Annotated in this window: 11 protein-coding genes and 1 pseudogene; 5 read left to right on the top strand and 7 right to left on the bottom strand. The window is 61.0% G+C overall.

The features are described from left to right. The first annotated feature begins 90 nt into the window (after positions 1-90). The 3 genes from AC07RO_RS06005 to AC07RO_RS05995 all read left to right on the top strand — a co-directional run bounded on the left by AC07RO_RS06005 (position 91) and on the right by AC07RO_RS05995 (position 2,633). Positions 91-924, top strand: coding sequence for an ABC transporter substrate-binding protein (locus tag AC07RO_RS06005; RefSeq protein WP_423571488.1), 834 nt, complete (start codon positions 91-93; stop codon positions 922-924). A 49-nt stretch (positions 925-973) separates the two neighbouring features. Beyond that, on the top strand, positions 974-1,243 hold the full coding sequence (locus AC07RO_RS06000; RefSeq protein ID WP_495085544.1) for a PA2433 domain-containing protein: 270 nt from the start codon (positions 974-976) through the stop codon (positions 1,241-1,243). A 181-nt stretch (positions 1,244-1,424) separates the two neighbouring features. Beyond that, the gene (locus tag AC07RO_RS05995; protein ID WP_495085543.1) at positions 1,425-2,633 is read left to right on the top strand and encodes a pyridoxal phosphate-dependent aminotransferase; all 1,209 of its coding nucleotides are present in this window, start codon (positions 1,425-1,427) and stop codon (positions 2,631-2,633) included. A gap of 72 nt (positions 2,634-2,705) precedes the next feature. Here AC07RO_RS05995 and AC07RO_RS05990 read toward each other — a convergent pair whose 3' ends face one another. The 3 genes from AC07RO_RS05990 to AC07RO_RS05980 are packed head-to-tail and all read right to left on the bottom strand — an operon-like array spanning position 2,706 to position 5,972. Then, on the bottom strand, positions 2,706-3,683 hold the full coding sequence (locus AC07RO_RS05990; RefSeq protein ID WP_495085542.1) for a 5-oxoprolinase subunit C family protein: 978 nt from the start codon (positions 3,681-3,683) through the stop codon (positions 2,706-2,708). Continuing rightward, positions 3,680-4,390, bottom strand: a complete 711-nt coding sequence (pxpB, locus tag AC07RO_RS05985) for a 5-oxoprolinase subunit PxpB (RefSeq protein WP_495085541.1) — start codon at positions 4,388-4,390, stop codon at positions 3,680-3,682. Before pxpB ends, AC07RO_RS05990 begins: the two co-directional genes overlap by 4 nt. Positions 4,391-4,433: 43 nt before the next feature. Then, complete coding sequence (locus tag AC07RO_RS05980) at positions 4,434-5,972, bottom strand: MFS transporter (RefSeq protein WP_495085540.1); 1,539 nt, start codon at positions 5,970-5,972, stop codon at positions 4,434-4,436. A 316-nt stretch (positions 5,973-6,288) separates the two neighbouring features. Between AC07RO_RS05980 and nac the strand changes: the two genes are divergently transcribed. Next, on the top strand, positions 6,289-7,203 hold the full coding sequence (nac, locus tag AC07RO_RS05975) for a nitrogen assimilation transcriptional regulator NAC (protein WP_423571483.1): 915 nt from the start codon (positions 6,289-6,291) through the stop codon (positions 7,201-7,203). A gap of 93 nt (positions 7,204-7,296) precedes the next feature. Here nac and AC07RO_RS05970 read toward each other — a convergent pair whose 3' ends face one another. Both AC07RO_RS05970 and AC07RO_RS05965 read right to left on the bottom strand, forming a co-directional pair. After that, entirely contained in the window at positions 7,297-8,859 is a 1,563-nt protein-coding gene (locus AC07RO_RS05970; protein ID WP_495085539.1) for a sensor domain-containing diguanylate cyclase, read from the bottom strand. A 157-nt stretch (positions 8,860-9,016) separates the two neighbouring features. Next, on the bottom strand, positions 9,017-10,156 hold the full coding sequence (locus AC07RO_RS05965; protein WP_192174678.1) for a glutathione-independent formaldehyde dehydrogenase: 1,140 nt from the start codon (positions 10,154-10,156) through the stop codon (positions 9,017-9,019). A 247-nt stretch (positions 10,157-10,403) separates the two neighbouring features. On the opposite strand from AC07RO_RS05965, the pseudogene AC07RO_RS05960 reads away from it, so the two are divergent. After that, positions 10,404-11,197: pseudogene (locus AC07RO_RS05960) on the top strand (SDR family NAD(P)-dependent oxidoreductase). Positions 11,198-11,265: 68 nt separating this feature from the next. On the opposite strand, the gene AC07RO_RS05955 reads toward AC07RO_RS05960, so the two are convergent. Next, positions 11,266-13,524 carry a putative bifunctional diguanylate cyclase/phosphodiesterase gene (locus AC07RO_RS05955; protein ID WP_495085538.1) on the bottom strand — a complete coding sequence of 753 codons (2,259 nt, stop codon included), beginning with the start codon at positions 13,522-13,524 and terminating at the stop codon, positions 11,266-11,268. A gap of 271 nt (positions 13,525-13,795) precedes the next feature. Then, complete coding sequence (locus AC07RO_RS05950) at positions 13,796-15,283, bottom strand: SulP family inorganic anion transporter (protein ID WP_495085537.1); 1,488 nt, start codon at positions 15,281-15,283, stop codon at positions 13,796-13,798. Positions 15,284-15,663 lie beyond the last annotated feature (380 nt).

The raw sequence follows: 15,663 nt of genomic DNA, 5'->3' as shown, positions 1-15,663 counted from the left end.
GGCGCCGTCAGAGCCGCCCACGACCCTTGCGCGGCATACCCGCGCGCTCAGGCTGCCGCCCACACAACACCATTTTTTGAGGATGGATACATGCGTATCAAATCGGCCTGTCTGGCCCTGATCGTCACCCCGGTAATCGCCATGGCGGCTCACGCCGATCAATGGGCGGATATCCAGGCGAAACAAACCCTGAGCTGCGGCGTTTACTCCGATGTGCCGCCGTTCTCTTCGCCCAATCCACAAACCCGCGTGCTCGAAGGCATGGACGTGGACTTGTGCACCACGCTGGCCAAGCATCTGGGCGTGAAGGTGGAACTCAAACCGCTGTCGGGGGAAGCACGGGTGCCGGAAGTGAAGATGGGCCGCGTCGATGTGGTCATCGCCAACCTGGCGTACACCAAGACCCGCGCCCAGCAGATCCAGTTCAGCGACCCTTACTACGTGGCCAAGGAAATGCTCGTGGTCAAGAAGCCGCTGGCGGACCAACCGCGTTCGTACTTCGAAGGCAAGCGCATCAGCGCCACCAAGGGCTCGACCTCCGAGCAGTCGATTCGCATGGCCAAGGCCACCCCGGTGACGTTCCAGGACACTGGTTCGGCGTACCTGGCGGTGCAGCAGAACAAGGTGCTGGGCGTGGTGACCAATGCCATGTCGGCGGCCAAGCTGGTCGCTCAGGCCGGGGCCGGCGGTGTCGAGCTGGGCATCGTCAAAGAGCCGATGGCGCTTGAACCGGTGAGCGTCGGCATGCGCCTGGAAGAGCCCGCCCTGTTGGCGAAGGTCAACGACGCGCTGATGGCCATGGAGACCGCTGGCGAGATCGACCAGATCTGGGCCAAGTGGATCGGGCCAAACACCGAATACAAGATGGTGCGCGAAGAGAAGGTGCAGAAGCTCAGCGCGCTGAAGTTCGAACCGCTTGAATGACCACCCGATGGCGGGCCGGTTTTATCAATAAGTCCAGGGAGATTGCGCAATGAAACGATTGATCGCTGTTGCTGCGCTGATGGCTACAGGCAGTGCGATGGCCGCTGAGGACCTGTGCTCTCTGCAATTGCAGAAACTCACTGATCAAGCGGCGATCACCAAGCCTGCGTCCGTGACAGGGCCTTCGTCCGAGGTCAATCAGTTGATCGCCGAGGCCAAGGCTTACAAGGCCAAGGGTGATCTGGACAACTGCGCGCGCAGCGGTCAGAAGGCCCTGACGCTGATCAAGCAGACCTCGGGCGGCTCGGCCACGCAATAAGCGCCCAGGCTGACTCGCGCCACCAAGGCCCGGCAATCATGCCGGGCCTTGGTGTATCTGCGGCACGGTGAAGGGGGCCATCCATTTAGGTTATGTCACCACAGTAAAGCGCTATTGGAGCCCGTCGGACGTTTGCTTTTATGCTTGGTTTGCCCCCCCGATCCCGCAACCACGAAGACTGATGACAATGCCTGCTATCGCTGATCGCTTGAAAAACGTTTCCGTTTCCGCGTCCGTGGCCATGACCCAGAAAGCCCGTGACCTGGCCGCCCAAGGCATCAAGGTCATTGGCTTGTCGACCGGCGAGCCCGACTTCCCCACGCCCGAGCACGCCATCGAGGCCGCCTATGCGGCGGCCCGTGCCGGTGACACCAAATACCCGCCCACCGACGGCACGCCGGCCTTGCGCGCGGCGATTCAGCGCAAGTTCAAGCGCGATAACGATCTCGACTACGACGTTACCCAGATCCTCACTGCGGGCGGCGGCAAGCAGATCATCTTCAATGCCATGCTGGCGACCATCAACCCGGGCGATGAGGTGTTGATTCCCACCCCGGCGTGGATCAGCTACGCCGACATCGTCAAGTTCGCCGGGGGGGTGCCGGTGCCGGTCAATTGCACCCAGGCCAATGCCTTCAAACTGCGCCCCGAAGACCTCGAAGCGGCCGTCACGCCGAAGACCAAATGGCTTCTGCTCAACTACCCGAGCAACCCGACGGGTTCGGCGTGCTCGCGGGCCGAGATGGCCGCCATTGCGTCGGTGATGCTGCGTCATGAGCACGTGTGGATCATGACTGACGACATGTACGAGCACCTGATCTACGACGATTTCGAGTTCTGCACCATCGGGGACGTCGAACCGCGTCTGCTCGACCGCGTGTTGACCGTCAACGGTGTGTCCAAGGCGTATGCCATGACCGGCTGGCGCATGGGCTTCTGCGGTGGCCCGGCGGATCTGGTCAAAGCGATGAGCAATGTCAACACCCAGAACAGCGGCGGGATCTGCACCCTGACCCAGGCGGCGGCGATTGCCGTGCTCGATGGCCCTCAGCAATTGCTCAAGGAGCGCGCGGCGATCTACCAGCAGCGCCGCGATTTCGTCCTCGGGCGGCTGGCGGATATTCCCGGGTTGCAGTGCCACAAGCCGGAAGGCGCGTTCTATCTGTTCCCGAACATCTCGGCGCTGATTGGCCGGACCTCCCGCGGTGGCCGCCGAATCGGCAACGACACGGATTTCGTCATGGCCTTGATGGAGGAGCACCATGTGACCACGGTGCAGGGCGCTGCCTACGGCATGAGTCCGTACTTCCGGCTGTCCTATGCCACCAGCCTCGACGTGCTCGGCGAAGGCTGTGACCGCATCGCCGAGTTCTGTGCGGGGCTGAAGTGATTTGAGTTGATTTGATCTGGCTTGTCGGCGACGGGCCCGCCAATGCCCTGTTGCCGGCAAGCCCGCCTTCTATCAGCGCAGGGCCAGCGCCTGCAGCATCCGGCCCACCCCCTGCAAATACCCTCCAAGCGCCTGTTCGGCAGCGATTGCATCCTGGGTGTCTGCCTTGACCAGACGAATCTTGCTGCCGATCGCTGCCTGCCCCAACCGCCACAGGTCCACCTCGATAATCCCGGCGATCTTCGGATAACCGCCAGCGGTGTTGGCGTCGCTCATCTGAATGATCGGCTCCCCCGCAGGCGGGACCTGGACGATACCGGGCACCAGTCCATAGGAACGCATTTCGACCACGGTTTCCGGCTGGATCGCCAGCCCTGACAGGCGATAGCCGGTGCGATTGCTCTGCGCCGAGATCTTCCAGCTCTGCGCCCAGAAGCGCTCGGCATCGGCCTGGAACAACGCGTACTCACCCGCCGGAATCGCCCGTAGCAGCAGCGTCCCATCGTCGTCCACCGGGAAGTGCTCGCGCAAGGCCTGGCCTGGCGGTGTCACCCCAAACCCTCCGGCTGGCAACGCTGGCAGAGGTCCGTCGAGCACCGCCAGCGTGTCACCGGCAGTCAGAGTCCGGCCTTCGTGACCGCCGAAGTTGCCCCGCAGCGACGTGCTGCGCGAGCCCATCAGCACCGGCACGTCGATACCGCCGCTGACACACAAGTAGCCACGGGCGCCACCCTTGGGGAAACTGAGCTCCAGTTCCTGACCGGCCTGCACGGTACAAGCCCACCAGGGCAGCATGGGTTGGCCATCAAGACGCGCCTTGCAGTCAGCACCGGTCAGCGCGATTGCCAAGGTGCGGGTAAAGCGCACCTTGAAGGGAAAGGTCTGGATTTCGATGGCGGCACAGTTGTCGGCGTTGCCGAGCATCAGGTTGCCGACCCGCAGGGCGACCGGGTCCATGGCACCGGCGGTTGCGACGCCGATGTTGCGATAACCGCGGCGCCCGAGGTCCTGCACCGTGTTGAGGGGGCCGCTGGCGATAATCTCGATCACAGTTCGATCCTTTCAGGCAAAAAACGTACGGTGTCACCCGGTGCAAGGGTGGCGGGAACGCTGGCATAGGGGTCGAACATCGCCAGATCGGCGCTGCCCAGGGCGTTCCAGCCATTGGGGCCGTCGAGTACCGAAAGCCCTGATTGCATGCCGCCGATGGTGACCATGCCTTTGCGCATGTTCAGCGAAGGGACCTTCTTGCGTGGCATGTAGATGGCCGGATCGAGGCCTGCCAGATAGCCGAAGCCCGGCGCGCTGGCGACCGCGAACACGGTGTAAGTCGCCTGATGATGACGACGAATCACCTCGGCGGCGGGCAGCCCGGAAAAGTCGCAGATGGCCGCCAGGTCGATGGCGTGTTCGCCCCCGTAGCAGGTCGGAATCTCGATCAGCCGGCCCGGTCGGTCGAGCTCTCGCGCCAGGCGCCAGGCTTCGCGGAGTCGTTCGATAATCAGGTCCGGCGCGGGAGGCGTTTGCTTGAGCACCACCAGCAGATTGGTCATGCCCGGCACCAGCTCCTCGATATCGTCTTCGCGCTGCAGCGCGTTGCTCAAGGCCCAGATGCGCCGTTGCGCGGCCAGATCGAAATCGCCCGGAGCATCGATGAGAAACGCACGACTGCCGATCATCGAGACCTTGGCGGGCCCGTCGGTCAAAAGCAGCGCGGGGGCAGGGGAGGCACCGAGCGGCTGCGGACTGCTGTTCATGGGGAAATTCCTGTAGCGCAGGGGGATGAGAAAAGGGTCGGGTTCATGACGTGGCGCCTGCCGCCTGACCTGGAGCGGGCATCAGTTGCACCGTGGGCAGCCGCCGCAATATCCACAGCGCGACGACGGTCAGCACGGCGCAGGTCGCCAGCCCCATGGACATGGCCTCGACCAATGCCGTGCGTCCGAGCGTCAGCAGTGCAGGACCTGGCGCGTTCGCACCCTGGGACAGCACTTGCGGATCACTCAGCAACGACAGTGCCTGAGTCTGACCGGCCTGGGTCAGCAAGCGGCCGAGGTGCCAGGCATACAGCACGTTCACCAGCGCACCCATGCACGCCGTGCCCAGCAGACCGCCAACCAGTCGCAGGGATTGCTGCAGCGCGGTCGCGATGCCCAGATACTGTCGCTGCACCAGGGTCTGGGTGAACACCGACAGGTTGAGAAAGATGAACCCCAGGCCCAGGCCCGCCAGCAGGATCAACACCAGCAAAGTGTTGAATCCCGCGCTCGGGCCGACCAGCGCCAGGCCGAGGCAGGCGCCTCCCAGGGTGGCAAAACCGGCCTGGGGCAGGCGATTGGGGTTGCGCAGTCGCGTCATGATCCGGCTGTTGACGATCGCCCCCAGCGTGATGCTCAACGCCAGGGGCGTAATCAGCACCCCGGCCTGTTGCGGTGAATAGCCATAGCCCCCTTGCAGCAACAGCGGCAGGTAAAACAAGAGGGTGAACATCACCGCGCCGGCCACCAGCGCGAGGATGAACAGCACCCGCATGCTCTGATCGGCAAACAGCGGACCGGGCAGCAGGGGCGCCGCACTGCGTCGTTCCTGAAACCACAGCGCCGTGAACGCCGCCAGGCTGATAGCGCCCAGCGCCGTGCACACCGCCGCGCTGGAATGCCCCAGCCATTCGACGAACAGTTGCAGAGCGCCCAGGCCCAGCGCGATCAGTGCCGCCCCGGTCCAGTCCATGCGAATCGTCCCGGTGGCGGCCGGCCGGTACCACGGCAGATGGCGCCAGGCGAAATACAACGCCAGCGCCCCCAGCGGCAGGTTCAGCCAGAACACCGAGCGCCAGCCAAAATGCGCGGTCATGAAACCACCCAGCCCCGGCCCGATGGCGTTGACCACGCTGAACAGCGCGCTGAGCATGATCTGCCAGCGCAGGCGCTGGCGGGTGTCGGGAAACAGTTCAGGGACGCACGCGAATGCCGTACCGACCAGCATGCCGCCGCCGATGCCCTGCAGCGCGCGTCCGGCCACCAGCGCAACCATCCCGTTGGCCAGCGCGCACAGCACGGAGGCGAAGATAAAGATCAGCGTGGCGGCGATGACGAAAGGCTTGCGCCCGTAGTAATCACCGAGGCGGCCGAAGATCGGAATGGTCACGATCGAGGTCAGCAGGTAGCCGGTTGCCACCCAGGCGTACAGATCAAAACCGTTCAGCTCGCTGACGATAGTGGGCAGCGCGTTGCCGATGACGGTCTGGTCGAGGGCCGACAACATCAGCACCAGCGAGACCCCGAGCATGGCCAGCAGTGCCTGGCGAAACGTCAAAGGTCGGGTTTCAGCGCGGGTCATGGGCGGGTGCTACGATACGGATGACAGGCAGGCATGCGGCCGCTCCTCGGGTGTCGGTAGGCTAATTTAAGAGCTGAGGCGCGCAGGCAGAAAGACGTCTTTGTTCTGGACGGATAAGGCCTCCTTATGACGCACCCAGGGGGCCGGGCTGCACCAATTTGGTGGGAGGGAGGAGGGTGCCGCGTGCGGGTTCGATGCTGGAGCGCCCGGCGCGGGCCATAGGTAAAGGCGATGACCTGCGCGTGGGCCTGGATTTCACCGGCTGGCGCGGCTCTTGCTCTGGCAAGGCAATGATCTTAAACAAAGGTGTGACCGCGTGAATTTTCGCCGTTTGAAGTACTTCGTCAAGATTGTCGACATCGGCAGCATGACCCAGGCGGCCAACGTCCTGCACATCGCACAACCGGCACTCAGCCAACAGCTGGTGACGCTCGAGACCGAGGTGCAGCAGCAGTTGCTGATCCGCACCAAGCGCGGCGTGACCCCGACCGAAGCCGGCAAGGTCCTCTACGGGCATGCGCAGTTGATCCTGCGTCAATGCGAACAGGCGCAAAGCGATGTCAACGCCACCGGCCACGCGTTGTCAGGCCAGGTGTCGGTGGGGCTGGCGCCCGGCACGGCGGCCTCGGCGCTGTCGGTGCCGCTGCTGCGCCGCGTGCGTGAGCAGCATCCGGGGATCCTTCTCTACCTCAACGAAAACTTCGGCACCACCCTCAGTGAGCTGATCATGAACGGGCGCATGGACATGGCGGTGCTGTACGGCGGTCGCGAAATCCACGGCCTGAGCTTCACACCCCTGCTGCGCGAGCAGTTGTACCTGGTCAGCGCCGATCCGCAGTTTGCTGCCCGGCCGAGCATTCCGCTGACCGAACTGGCCGGGCTCGACCTGCTGCTGCCACGCACCTACAACATCATGCGGCGGCTGGTGGACGATGCACTGATGAAACTCAACCTCAGCGCGAAGGTGATCGCGGAAGTCGAATCGGCCTCGACCCTTGCAACCGCCGTTGCCGAACGCTTCGGATCGACCGTGCTGCCCGAGTCCGCCGCGCGGGCGATGCAGCAGCACCAGGACGTGCACCTGACCCGCATCGTCGAACCCGAGATCGAGGCGCCTCTGGCGCTGTGCCTGTCCGGGCATCTGCCGCTGTCGGTGCCGGCCCAGGCGGTCAAAATCATCTTGCTGGACATGATTGCCGAAATGCGCGGAAGCCTGGGGGCCTCCCGTTGACAGGGGCATGACCGGTTGATGCGCGGATGACCGTCGCCTTTGACATAGCCCTGAGCGCCTGGGGATTCAGCCGCGCATCAACCCTGAGCGCGATCATCCACCATTCGATTCACAGCAAACCACCGATGGGACGCGCTGGTATGAAGCGGCTTCTATACAATTGCGCCCGTTAATCTTTGCGCAGTACAGCAGACGGTCAGCCTCGGCCATGCTGTCTCTGTGGCTATTTTTGTCAGTCGGGGATACCGCGACGACGCCAGCGCTGATCGTAATGATGCCCAGGGCGCTTGTTGAATGTTGAATCTGCGCCTGTTCTATCGAGCGTCTCACTTTTTCAGCCACCACAATGGCACCCGCCAGCTCCGTTTCAGGAAGCAAAATCACAAATTCTTCGCCGCCGTAACGAGCGGCTATATCGAAAGGCCGGCTGGCACTTTGCGCAATGAGTGCAGCCACTTCAACGAGGCAGTCATCGCCCGGCAGGTGGCCGTAGTGATCGTTGTATTGTTTGAACCAGTCTATGTCCAACAGGATCACGGCAAGACTTGACTGGTTTCTGAGCGCGCGGCCCCATTCTTTCTTAAGGGCAACATCGAAACTTCGCCTGTTGGCCAATGACGTCAAACTGTCCGTCATTGCAATGATTTCCAGTTTGTCCTGCGCCGCATTAAGTTCGCTTTCTGCAACCAGCAGCTGCTGGATCTGGCGGTACAGCAACCCGCCCAGCAACGCCAGCGCTAAAATGATCACCGCCATAACGGTCATGGAGTGGAAAACATAAGACCACCACGGCGCGAACACTTGCTGATATGAGATGCCTGCCGCTGCGACGATGGGCAGTCCCGATAGACGACGATAGGCATATATCCTCTCTACACCATCCACCACCGACTTGATAATCGCAGTGCCGCTATCACTATGGGGAAGATAGCGACTGAAAATATCTCCCTTTGAAATATTGGTTGTCATCAGCGCATCCACCGTTGGACGCCGTGCAAGCAATTCGCCTTTGTCGAGAGCGAGGAAGATGACCCCGTCGTTATCGATGTCAACCCGTTTGAAAAAGCTTTGAAAATAGGCAACAGGAATCGTGGCGAGCGCGACGCCCGCAAATGTTCCGTCAGAGGATTCAATGCGGCGGCTGATGGGGATGATCAGTTCTCCGGTGGTTCTGCTCTCAACGATAGAACCAATATGGATTGCCTGGCTGGTGTTGTCCCGGTGGTAAATGAAGTAAGCGCGATCACTGTTGTTTTTGGTCTGTATGCCCTGAGAAAAAGAGTTTGCAACCCAATTCCCCTTTGCATCGAAGATGAACAGCCCTTGAATTCCATCAATACGTTCGACCTGTCGAGCCAACAAGGTCGTCAGGCGAGTTTGCTGATCAGCAATGATCCCGTCATGGGCTACGCGCTCTGCGATGTCCTGTAAGGTGTTATCGGCCTGCAGCATCGTGTCACGCGCCAACTGTTCGGCGGCGAGGACTATGTTCGAGACAGACACTTTCGCCGCGTCCACTCGCTCATTGGCCGATTGCTGCATCTGCCAGGCGGTGGCGAGCACTAAAAGTACACAGACTAATGCGATGAAACCTATTAGCGAGTTGGACAGCGCTTTGGGTGTCAATCTTGTGGAAAAAAATCGAACCAGCGTCATGTCAGGCGTCATCTAATTGGCGATTGGATGAGCAAATGCAGTTTTCGTACCGCGCAGGGATGTGCCTTTGCGCCTCTGGATCAAGGAGAACTGGATCGCCAGGGAAGGGTCGTCGAGGCGCCAGTGTCACAGCGCCTCAACGGAGGGTGCAGAAGGGTTATGCCGAAGGCTTGAGCACGACTTTGGTCCAGCCGTCGTCCCGCTGATCAAAGTGCTTGTAGGCGTCCGGACCTTCGGACAACTTCAGGCTGTGGGAAATGATCTGCGACGGCTTGGCGCGGTCATGATGGATCAGCTCGGCGAGGCGACGGTTGTACGCCTTGACATTGGCCTGGCCGGTACGGATCTGCTGACCCTTGAACCAGAAGGAACCGAAGTCGAAAGCCATCTTGCCTTCCTTCGCCAGATCACTTGCAGCGTTGGGATCCTGGGGCACGAAGACACCCACGACGCCGATACCGCCGGTGGGCTTGGTGGAGGCGACCAGGTTGTTCATGGTTTCGTGATTGGCTTCATGGCCATGCTTGTCGCAGCACTGATAGCCCACGCATTCGCAGCCACGGTCAGTGCCCTTGCCATTGGTGAGATTCATGATCTGCTCCACGGCCTGGGTCTGTGCCGTGTTGATCGGCGTGGCGCCCAGCTTGGCAGCGAGTGCCAGACGGTCTGGATGGTTGTCGACTACAAAGACTTGCGAGGCACCTTTGATCATTGCGGCATGGGCGGCCATCAGTCCGACCGGGCCTGCGCCGTAGATCGCGATGCTTTCACCCGGCAGCAAGCCGGACAACTCAGTCGCGTGCCAGCCGGTTGGGAGGATGTCAGACAGCATGACGTAGTCGTCTTCTTTCTCCTTGGCATCCTCAGGCAGCACCAGGCAATTGAAGTCGCCATACGGCACGCGCAGCAGTTCAGCCTGACCACCCTCGTAAGGCCCCATCTCGGCAAAACCGTAGGCACCACCGGCACTGCCAGGGTTAACGGTCAGGCAGTAGCCGGTCAGGCCGCGCTCGCAGTTTTCGCAGAAGCCGCAACCGATATTGAACGGCAGGCAGACCATATCGCCCACTTTCACGCGATCAACTGCGGCGCCCACTTCGATGACTTCGCCCAGGTTCTCGTGACCCAGAATCCGGCCCGTTTCGAAGCTGGTGCGGCCTTCATACATGTGCAAATCGGAGCCGCAGATGTTGGTCGTGGTAATGCGGACCAGCACGTCGGTCGCCTTTTCGATTTTGGCATCGGGAACGTTCTGAACGCTGACGTCGTAAGGACCGTTGTAAATAATGGCTTTCATGGGTTCTCCAGAAGAATGAGGTGCAGATATGGACATATATGCGCCAGATTTAGTACGACCGTACCGGCCTGTCGTTCAAAGAGATTGGCCGGGAGTGACGAACGGTAAATACTGGCAAAAGGCTCTGAGACGCGGCTTGTGGCCACTCGATGGCGAAAGACGCGGTTGCGTCTATGCAAGCCGTGGCAGCTCAAATAGGGTGAGTTCTGTACTCCCTGCCCCCCAACCCAAATGTGACGGAGTCGAAATGAACATTCAGCTGAATAGCAAACGTGCGCTGGTCACCGCGTCAACCGGCGGCATCGGTTTCGCGATTGCCAAAGGTCTGGCCGAGGCGGGTGCCGAGGTGGTGATCAATGGCCCCAGTGAAAGCTCGGTCAAGCAAGCAATTGCCCGACTGGTGAGCGCTGTGGCCGGTGCCACGATTACCGGCGTCGCCGCAGATCTAAGTGATGCAGGCGGTGTTGAAACGCTGCTGCAGGGGCCGGGCCTATCGACGTCTTGGTCAACAACGCCGGGATCTATGGTCCCCAGGATTTTTTTGAAACCGAAGATGAGGTGTGGGACAGCTACTGGCAGACCAACGTGATGTCAGGGGTACGCCTGAGTCGCGCACTGCTCCCGGCAATGGTGGCCAGGAAATGGGGCAGGGTGGTGTTCGTGTCGTCCGAGTCCGCACGCAACATCCCCGCTGACATGATTCACTACGGCGTCTCCAAGACCGCGCAGTTGGCCTCGGCCCGGGGCTTGGCGAAACGGGTTGCGGGCAGCGGGGTGACGGTCAACAGCGTGCTGCCGGGGCCGACCTTGTCCGATGGCGTTGCCGCCATGATGCAAAGTGAAGTGGCGCGCACGGGCAAATCCCTGGAGGAAGTGACCAAGGCCTTCGTAACCGAGCACCGTCCCAGCTCGATTATTCAGCGTGCCGCCACCGTCGAAGAGGTCGCCAATATGATCGTCTACGTGTGCTCGCCCCAGGCATCGGCCACTACCGGCGCAGCGCTGCGGGTTGATGGCGGTGTGGTTGACGACATCGTTTAAGCCGCGTAAGCGCTCCCAACTCATACAGCACGTGGCCCTGGCAACGGCAGCTTCAAGTGGCTAACGCATCAAGGGAGGGGCTGGCGTTTGCTCGTCATCAGCATCGCCAGCACATCTTCAGCCAGCACCGGCGGGCTGAGCAGGAAACCCTGGGCGTAAGGGCAGCCCAATTCCCTGAGCTGATCCAGCTGGCCAAGGGTCTCGACGCCCTCGGCGACAATCGCCAGGTCCAGTGCCTGCCCCAGCGACAAAATACTGTTGACGATGGCAACGCTGCGTTCATGTTTCATCATGCGCGTGACAAAAGAACGGTCGATCTTGATCGCGTCAATGGGGTAGCGGTCGATGTAACCAAGGGAGCTGTACCCGGTGCCGAAATCGTCCAGCGCAATGCGGATGCCTTGAGCGCGAAGGTCTTCAAGGGTTTTGGCCACAATCTCCGGCTCATGGAGGAACACTGACTCGGTGATCTCGATCTGCAGGGCGCGGGCATCGAATCCGGTCTCGGCGATAATCTCGGCGACCTGCGTGACGAAGTCGCTGCGGTTCAGTTCAACGCCGGACACGTTGACGTTCAGCTTGAGGGTGACTGCTCCGGCGGCGTCACTCCATTTCTTGACTTCGCGACACGCGCTGCGCATGACCCACTGCCCAAGGTCGCAGATGACGCCAATGTCCTCTGCGACGCTGATGAACACATCCGGCGCGATGATGCCGAGAGTCGAGTGGCGCCACCTGACCAGGGCTTCAACGCCTACGATCATCTCAGTCGCAATGGAAAAGATCGGCTGGTACACCAGATAGAACTCATTGCGGGTAATCGCGTGCTTGAGCGCGTTCTGCATCAGCAGCATGTCGATCGACGCCTGACGCATCGAGAGGTCGAAAACGGCCCAGCTGCCACGGCCTTTCTTCTTGGCGGCGTACATGGCCACGTCCGCGTCACGGATCAGGTCTTCGGCGGTGGTGTGCTGAACGTCCAGCGTCGCAATGCCGATGCTGCAGGAGATAAAGAGTTGTTGCCCGTCGATGGCGGTCGGCAGGCTTAAGGCGTGGGTCACGCGCTCGGCCGTCTCGATGGCCTGTTCCTGATGGCCTTCGTCAGTCAACAGGATCGCGAACTCGTCGCCTCCGATGCGGGCAATCACCGCAGTGGGATCGATGCATTCGCTCAGGCGGAGGGCAACGCTTTTCAGCAGGCTGTCCCCGGCGTGGTGGCCCATGCCGTCGTTGACGTATTTGAATCGATCCAGATCCAGGTACAACACCGTCGCCGCGCCGGGCTTCTGCGTGGTCCCTTTGCTTAGGGCCGAATGGATGCGGGCCATGAAATAGCCCCGGTTTTTGAGCCGCGTCAACTCGTCATGAAACGCCGCGTAGGACAACTCGTCCTGAATACGCTCTCGCTCGATCAACCTCGACTCGAGCGCCACGCGTTCCTCACGATCAAGCTGAGCCTGCCGAAAATGCTGCTCTGCGTCTTTGCGCTCGGTGATGTCGCGCTGAACGGAAACCCAATGGGTGAACCAGCCTTTCTCGTTTGCAACCGGCACGATGCTGAGCTGCACCCAGAACTGAGTGCCGTCACGCCGGGTGTTGATGAGCTCGACTTCAACAGGGTCCCACCGTTGCAGCGCATCCCTGATTTTTTGCAGCGTCTGGCGATCGGTCTCCGGGCATTGCAGAATCCGCGGCGTCTTTCCCATGACCTCGTCGAGGCTGAAACCGGTGGTGGTCAGGAACGCTGGATTGCAGTAAACAATGCGTGGCCCCGGCAAATCGATGGGTTCCGCCTCGGTAATCAGGATGGCGTCCTTGGCGTTGACCACCACCGACTCCAGCAAGCGCAGACGTTCGATCACCGCAGACGCGCCGGCCCCGTTGGCCGGGTCCATCTTGAGCGCGTCGTAAAGATCGGCGGCATGGGTTTGCAGGCCGTAGATGTGTGCGGCGCTGAGTCGTGTATGTGGCAGCGGGATTGTCATCAGTACCGCTCCGGCCAGCATCGCGTTGCAATCCCTGATCGCAACGCACACCAGCGATGCGTTGACAATCTGATCGAGCCCGGCAGGCAGTACGGTGTCAGCGGGCATCGCTGCGCCTACGTCGACGACGTCACCGTAGGACAACATCATCTTCAGCCAACCGCCGGTGATTTCGTCCGGACGCACCAGCGGTGCGGCGCCGTGGGTCGCTACCGTGTGCCATTGGTCTTCGTCTTGCAGGATCAGTATGGCGCCCGCTGCCCCGGTCAGGTGCGAAGCTGCGTCTAGAAAATGCCCCAGAACTTCATGATTTTTTAAACCGAGGTGAGCCTTTGCTGCCATGTGCATTACCTGAAAAGGAGGCGAAGTGTCAGGCCATCGTTCGACCCGCATCGGGTCGAGCAAGGGCGTGTACGGCTGTGCGGGAGAGCGGCCGCCCACGGGCAGATCGTTCAGCATCTTCGGTATCGGCGCGGCGATGAAGTTCAACAGGTCCTTCGAACGGACGAACGCGCGTACCGCCGCATCGCCCCGGGGCTTTCCGGACAACGGAGCATGGACGGGTGCTTGACGGGCGCTCCGCAGCCACAGCCACAGCTCGCATCGCGGGCCGTCAATGCCCCGTCAGTGTATGAACGCTGCCCGGTTTGTCATGGATGCCGAAGCGGTCCACCAGGGTGGCAGTCGCCCGGTTCATCCCGATCACGTCCACCTGCACGCCTTCACGGCGAAGCTTCAACACCACTTTGTCCAGAGCCGCGACTGCCGTAATGTCCCACAAGTGGGCCTCGCGCAGGTCAATGGCCAGCGTTTCCAATGGCTCCTTGAGATCAAAGGCCTTGGAGAACCGGTCCGATGAGGCGAAGAACACCTGGCCTGATACGTAGTAGGTGCGGTGACGATGTTCAGGATCGCGGCTTGACGTGACCTCCAGGTCATGCCCGATCTTGTTGGCGAAGAACATCGCCGCGAGCAAGGTGCCGGCGATGACGCCGAACGCCAGGTTGTCTGTGGCAACGACGACCACCACCGTGAAGATCATTACGATGTTGGTTGGAAGGGGGTGCGCCTTGAGGTTGCGGATGGAATCCCAGCTAAAGGTGCTGATGGACACCATGATCATGACCGCGACCAATGCTGCCATGGGAATGCGGGCCAGCCAGTCACCCAGGAAAACCATCATGATCAGCAGGGACACCCCTGCGCTCAGGGTCGACAAGCGGGTTCGGCCACCCGATTTCACGTTAATCATCGATTGCCCGATCATGGCGCAACCCGCCATGCCACCGATGAGACTGGCCGCGATGTTGGCGACACCCTGGCCTTTGCACTCACGGTTTTTATCGCTCCCCGTGTCGCTGAGGTCGTCGACGATGGTCGCTGTCATCATCGATTCGAGCAGCCCCACCACGGCCAGCGCGGCAGAGTAGGGCAGCACGATCAACAGTGTTTCCAGCGTCAGCGGGACATCCGGCCACATGAAAGCCGGCAAGCTGTCGGGCAACGATCCCATGTCTCCCACTGTGTGGATGCTCAGGCCCATGTTGATTGAAATAGCTGTGAGTACAACGATGCACACCAGCGGCGAAGGAAGCAGTTTCCCCAGCACGGGCAGGCGGGGGAAGAGGTAGATAATCGCCAGGCCTCCCGCGGTCATGGCATAAACCGGCCAGGTAACCCCGGTGAGCTCGGGGAGCTGCGCCATGAAGATCAGGATTGCCAGGGCATTCACAAAGCCGGTGACGACCGAGCGAGACACGAATCGCATCAGTTCGCCCAGCCGCAGGTAGCCAGCCATTATCTGCAGAACGCCACACACCAGGGACGCCACCAGCAGGTACTGAAGGCCATGGTCCTTGACCAGGTTCACCATCAACAACGCCATGGCGCCCGTGGCGGCGGAAATCATCGCGGGACGACCGCCAACGAAGGCGATGACCGTACAAATACAGAATGAGGCGTAAAGACCGACCTTGGGGTCGACGCCGGCAATAATGGAAAACGCAATGGCCTCGGGGATGAGGGCCAGCGCCACCACCAGGCCGGCAAGGACATCCGCCCTGATGTTTGATAACCAGGCGGTTTTGATAGGTTCGCGCATGTATTTACCCATAGCAGGCACGGCATGAGGCCCAGCGCCAAACGCTGAGGCATGCAGGTGCGTCTGTAGTCAATAGAGTTTTTGGGGTCGCCGCGACGATCAATCAGGCACGGCAGAATTAAACCGCAATCAGGGGGCGGTAAGCGTGTTGCGAGGGGGGCGTAGCGCTAAGGCGGCGTAGGCAACCAGAGGGACAAAGACACGGTATCTCCTTCAATGTGCTTCAAAAAGCCAGTAAATGTTAAAGGCCTGCCGAGGCACCCTACAACCCCCGCCGGTCGACTTGCCGAGGTACAACGTTGTACATGCATAAATAAATGTACAACCCGGGCTCAAGTTCATCCCATCCGCAGCCGATGCGAATAGGCCAGCACGCACGT

This window comes from Pseudomonas sp. GW821-FHT07F05, assembly GCF_059418765.1.
The sequence above is the reverse complement of the archived record's forward strand: the minus strand, read 5'-3'. Positions and strand labels throughout refer to the sequence as shown.